The organism is Flavobacteriales bacterium (genome assembly GCA_021296215.1).
GTDB lineage: Bacteria > Bacteroidota > Bacteroidia > Flavobacteriales > ECT2AJA-044 > ECT2AJA-044.
In genome coordinates this window covers 1-5,950 of the sequence record JAGWBA010000097.1, presented here as the reverse complement: position 1 = coordinate 5,950, position 5,950 = coordinate 1, and the positions used below count along the sequence as shown (strand labels likewise).

Sequence of the window (5,950 nt, the reverse complement as noted above, 5' to 3'; positions counted from 1 at the left end):
AACTCTTATAAGCCGGCTTTCGATATTTCTTGCTTTTTCATATCACTAAGTTAAGTGACACACTTTTCTGAACAGACTCTCGGAAACCAATCTCTATGACTCCATTTCAATTCTTTCTAGTACCTGCCCTGTTCATAATTTCGCTCGCATGTGCTCGGCCAGCGACTTCCGAGGCCGTACCGGATCACAGCAATATTTCCGATTCACTTTACTTACATCTTCCGAATACGGGTTTTTTCTGTGCATACGTCGATGATCAAGATAACCTGTGGTTGGGTAGTCGCGGTAGTGGAGTCTATAAATTTGATGGTCAGACCTTTACGAATTACACCGAGGCCAACGGACTCGCCAACAATGAAATTACGTCCATCTCCAAAGACCATAAAGGAAAAATGTGGTTTGGCACCCGCGGCGGGGCCTGTTGGTTTAACGGTACTGAGTTCGGCTTTCTCGAAATACCTTACAGCGATACTTCGAGCCTATGGCTCAATCAGGTTTACCCGGTGATAGACCCAAACGAAGTGATGTCTATCCACGCAGACCACCAGGGTAATCTTTGGTTCGGAACCAATGGAGCAGGGGTTTATCGCTACAACGGAACTATTTTCGAGCAATTCTTGTCCGACGCGGGTATGGTGTACGATGATGGAATGCAGCGCAATATAATATTAACGATGACCGAGGATCCCCGGGGCCACATTTGGTTTAGCTCTTTAAGTCATGCAGGCGTAAGTCGGTACGACGGAAAAGAGTTTATACACTACGTAGAGGAGTTGAGTGATGATTTTGTGCGCGTGGTTTACAGCGATCACGAAGGGAAAATCTGGATAGGGGCCCATGGGAATCTCGCGGGTGGATTCGACCTGTTTGACGGAGAGCAATTCACGACTTATTATAAAACCGACCAAGGTCTACAACATAATAACGTGGTCTCGGTTTGCGAAGATAACGAGGGCCTACTTTGGCTAGGCAGTGGCACCTCGCCCTTGACCACTTTCGATGGGGAGCATTTCGAGGTGGTTCGAGATGCACAGGGAAATTCCTTCGACCTAAGACTATTTGCAGTTCGGGACCAACGCGGATTCATATGGTTTGGCGGACCTCACGGCCTATGGCGATCCAATGGCGAAGAGGTATTCGAAATAACCCGGCGGTAAGCGGTTTAAGTTAATGAACGAATAAGGAGCCATGGAATCGCTCAGGTGCATGGCACCAGGTTTGCCTGTGGCCAATCGGGTTTCGGATTTGCCGAAATCAGGAAAAGTTGAACAGTCAGGTGAAGCTTTATCTTAAAGCACGAAAACCACTGATCGAGCACAGCGAGGCCTGATTCGTAGAACCTGATCGGTACGACCTGAACGTACAATGTCCGATTGACTCGCGGAGCGAATGTACTTGCGAAGCAAACTTTCCGTTACCTTCGAAGCATTCAACTCTCCCCTACACATGAACAAGTTCCTTCTCCTTTTTCCAATAGGCCTGCTCATCAGCTGTGCTGCACCCAACGAAAAAGATTCCGACCCAATCGAAGCGCGCATTGCGCGGGTCGAAAATGGCCTCCAACCCAACCTTCAGATCAAAGGTGACTCCGTTCCGCATTACAATATTGAAGAGCGTATGAAGACCTTTAACGTGGCCGGACTCAGTATGGCCGTTTTGCACGATGGGCAAATCGCATGGGCCAAGGCATACGGGGTGGCCGATAGCGCATCGGGCCGAAAAGTAACCACCGAAACGCTGTTCCAGGCCGCCTCGATCAGCAAGCCGGTGGCGGCAACCAGAGCCCACCAGCTCATGGAGGCCGGAAAGCTCGACCTCGATGCCAACGTCAACGATTACCTTACGAGTTGGAAAGTACCCGAAAACGAATTTACTACCGATGAAAAGGTCACGGCCAAAAGGATCATGAATCATTCCGCCGGACTCACCGTGTGGGGATTTGCAGGATACCACCGCGATTCGGTCATTCTCTCAATGGTAGAGGTGCTGAATGGACTCGGAAATTCGGACAGCGTACTGGTGTACAAAGAGCCCGGCGAAAGCTGGCAGTATTCGGGCGGGGGCTATACGATCATGCAACTCATGATCAGTGATATGGAAGGAGAGCCGTTCCCCGATATCATGAGAAAAAATGTGCTCGATCCACTCGGAATGTCCACCAGCACTTTCGAGCAACCACTTCCTCAAAATCGGTACGATGCGGCCGCGACCGGTTACCGGAGCGGTGGGGAACCCGTTGAAGGAAACTGGCACGTGTATCCGGAAATGGCCGCGGCCGGACTCTGGACTACGCCGTCGGAGCTGATCCAGTGGCCCAGGGAAATTCAAAAGATATATCAGACCAAAGAAGACGGATTGCTGAAGTACGCGACAGTTAAAAAGATGCTGAAATCGGGCGATGGCGATCACGGACTTGGCCCCGGTAGCATGAAGCATTTCTTCGGCCACGGTGGAGCTAATGAAGGGTTCCGCTCCGAAATGCGCGCCTGGAAAAAAGAGCCTTTTGCCCTAGTGATCATGGTTAATTCCGATAACAACGTCATTTTTCAAGAAATTCTCCTGAGTCTGGCCGAGGAATACGACTTACCGGGAGTAGAACCCATCGTCAAAACCATGAAAGCCCAAACGGAAGAGGAGCTGCAACGCTTCGTTGGTACCTTCAACTTTGAAGGTTTTGGCAGCTGCACCTTCGAAGTCCATGACCGCGGGTTGCGTCAAACCGCCGACTGGGCCGATGAAGGGCGTTTTTGGGACTTACTTCCCTCGGGCGACCATACCTTTTTCACGACCGATATCGGCGAGGACTTCACCTTTGTGATGGAAGGGGACTCGGCGGTCGCACTGAAAGTGCAGGGGTATGAGGCAGTGAGGACGAAGTGATAGCATTGATATAAGTGGCCCCAAGCGGGGCTATAAGTGTTATAAGTGGCGCTTCGCGCTAGAAGTGAAATAATTCCAAGACGTAGAGTGGATGTGGCTAGCGCCAAGTGAATTCCTAGCGGAGTTGAACCTATATTGACTCGCGCGCAGCGGGAATGGACTTCGGCGCAGCCGAAATTGACTTTCGTAGCAAATTGACTCGCGAAGCGAATAAAAAGCGCCTACGGCGCGATGAACAGCTCCCTTTTCCAGTAAAACCCTTCTATTCGTTCATCTTGCCTTGATGCAAAACGAACCAAAAAATCAAGTAGCTCCACTAGGCCGATCTTGCTAGTGCAAGACCGTTCGCCCTTTCGCTTCTTGCTCTTTTTTGCTTCGCAAAACGCAATTCCGCTCAGGACTCTCTTCGGCAAACGGGAGCGACCGGGCAATGGGTAATCAACCAATATTGACAAGTCAATGTGAATTCGGGCTACGCCCAGTGTGTTCCTATTAGAGTATAAGCCTCATGTGACTCGCGCGAAGCGCGAATTAACTTCGGCGCATCCGGAATGGACTCGCTTTTCGAAGAACCCGGCCTACGGCCAGATTCGTATCTTCCTAAAATGAATCGAACCTTAATCCTCGGTATAATCATAGTCCTTTCCTCTTGCAGGGCAAAAACCCCTTCGGAAAGCGAATCAACTTCGAAGTTCGAACCGGAAGGAGTTTACTTGACCGTATTAGGCACACTGCAAGACGCCGGTGCTCCGCACATTGCGTGCAAGAAGGAGTGCTGTACTGAATTGTTTGAGAACCCCGATCCCAATCGAATGGTGGTGAGTTTGGGGCTGGTCGATAATAGGGCAGGGAAGAAGTACTTATTTGAAGCCACACCCGATATGAGCCGACAAATGAAGGCCTTGGTGCGGCCCGATGTGGTGAACCCCGGTGAATTCGTCGATGGTATTTTCCTCACCCACGCGCATATTGGGCATTACACCGGACTCATGTATTTAGGTAAAGAGGCTACCAATGCCAACAGGGTTCCGGTATACGCCATGCCGCGTATGCAGGAGTACTTGGAAACGAACGGCCCTTGGAGCCGGCTCGTGAGCATGAACAACATAGCCCTGATGCATTTGATACACGAGCAGCCGGTAGAGCTGACTCCTCAGGTGGCCATAACGCCGATCTTGGTTCCGCACCGCGATGAATATTCAGAGACCGTGGGATACCGCATTGAGGGGCCTGGCAAATCGGCCTTGTTTATACCTGATATCGACAAGTGGAGCAAGTGGGAGCGGGATATCATCGAAGAAATCAAGCGGGTCGATTACGCCTTTTTGGACGCTACCTTCTACAGCGGCGAAGAGATTAATACCCGCGACATCTCCCAAATTCCACACCCTTTCATCATCGAAAGCATGGAGCTCTTTAAGGACCTCCCGGCGGAACAAAAAGCAAAGGTGGTCTTCATTCACTTCAATCATACCAATCCGGTCGTAGACCGAGACAGTCCAGAAGCACAGGAGGTGTTGAAGGCCGGATTTGGGTTTGCCCGGGTAGGGGAGGTGTATGAACTGTGACGCTCGTCTTTGGCTCTACGCTTTGGACTCTAGACTTTAAGCTGCTTCCAAAAAAAACGGCTTATTGACTTAATATTCACTACTTTAAGGAGCAGTACTCGAGGGAGAGAACACCATAAAGCTCGATTATTTAAGGATTTGAAAACTCTTTTAAGCAGGTTATCTGGTGTAACAGCCTTATATGATCTTTGGGAAATCGCTCTAAACAGAGCGAGGAAAGAACCCATTTGCTTATTAGGAAATTAACCAACGCTCAGTCATGTAAAAAGTATAATGAAAACAATGATCATCGCAGCTTGCTTAGGAGCGTTTACCATGTTAAATGCCCGGGATTTTGTTTGGGCAAATGCCCTCGGGGCGGGTTCTAATGATTTAGGGTGCCGCATCACTGTAAATACATTCGGGGAGGTATATACAACGGGTTATTTTCGAGGAACGGTAGATTTTGACCCTGGACCCGGAACGGCCCTCTTGACTGCTTCTGGAGGTAGTGATATTTTCATTCTGAAAATGGACGCATCGGGGAGTTTCCTTTGGGCACAGGCTTTCGGTGGAGCTGCTGATGATTTTGGACGCAACATTACTCTAGATGCCTCTGGGGATGTTTATACCATAGGTCATTTTCGAGGTACGGCAGATTTTGACCCGGGGGTCGGGACAGCCAACCTGACCGCTAATGGAGGCAGTGATATTTTCATTCAGAAAATGCACGCCTCTGGGGTTTTCGAATGGGCAAAGGCTTTCGGTGGATTCTGGGATGATGGTGGGCGCTCTATCAGTATAGATGCCGCCGGAAATATATATACAACGGGGCACTTTCATGGTACGGTAGATTTCGACCCGGGAGCCGGAATATTCAACCAAACCTCGTCTGGAGGTCGTGATATTTTCATTTTGAAAATGGACCCCTTAGGGGATTTGGATTGGGTAAAGACCTTCGTTAGTAATCTTGCCGATAACGGAAACTCCATCATGGTGGATACGTCCGGTAATGTATATACGGCGGGTATTTTTCGAGGCACGGTAGATTTTGACCCGGGAGCTGGTACGACCAACCTGTCCGCTGTCGGAAGCCAAGATATATTTATTCAGAAAATGGACACTTCAGGGAACATGGTGTGGGCAAAATCCTTTGGTGGAACTTTGAATGAGCTAGCACGTTCCATCGCCGTAGATGATTCGGGGAATGTTTATACGACGGGTGCTTTTCAAGGGACTGTAGATTTTGACCCAGGAGCCGGAACAGCCAACTTGAGTGCGGTTGGAGGCTATGATGTGTTCATTCAGAAAATGGACGCCTCGGGGAATTTCCTTTGGGCAAAAACCTTCGGAAACCCTTCCCCGGATAGTGGAATCTCCACCACGGTTGATAGTGCCGGGAATGTTTATACAACGGGTTTTTTTCAAGGGGTTGTGGATTTTGGCTTGGAGAGTTACAAGGTATGGCTCACGATTAATAATGAAAATTTGGACACAAACCACCTTTGGGTAGAAGCATTGGC

General features: G+C 49.5%; 4 protein-coding genes. All 4 read left to right on the top strand.

Going from position 1 to position 5,950, the window contains the following annotated elements; genetic code table 11:
- Positions 1-95: 95 nt before the first annotated feature.
- Entirely contained in the window at positions 96-1,157 is a 1,062-nt protein-coding gene (locus tag J4F31_11635) for a hypothetical protein (GenBank protein ID MCE2497208.1), read from the top strand.
- 289 nt (positions 1,158-1,446) lie between these two features.
- Positions 1,447-2,880 carry a beta-lactamase family protein gene (locus J4F31_11630; protein ID MCE2497207.1) on the top strand — a complete coding sequence of 478 codons (1,434 nt, stop codon included), beginning with the start codon at positions 1,447-1,449 and terminating at the stop codon, positions 2,878-2,880.
- Positions 2,881-3,485: 605 nt separating this feature from the next.
- The gene (locus tag J4F31_11625; GenBank protein ID MCE2497206.1) at positions 3,486-4,448 is read left to right on the top strand and encodes an MBL fold metallo-hydrolase; all 963 of its coding nucleotides are present in this window, start codon (positions 3,486-3,488) and stop codon (positions 4,446-4,448) included.
- Between the two features lie 282 nt (positions 4,449-4,730).
- Positions 4,731-5,950 (top strand): SBBP repeat-containing protein (locus J4F31_11620; protein ID MCE2497205.1); only part of this gene is annotated, 1,220 nt, incomplete at its 3' end.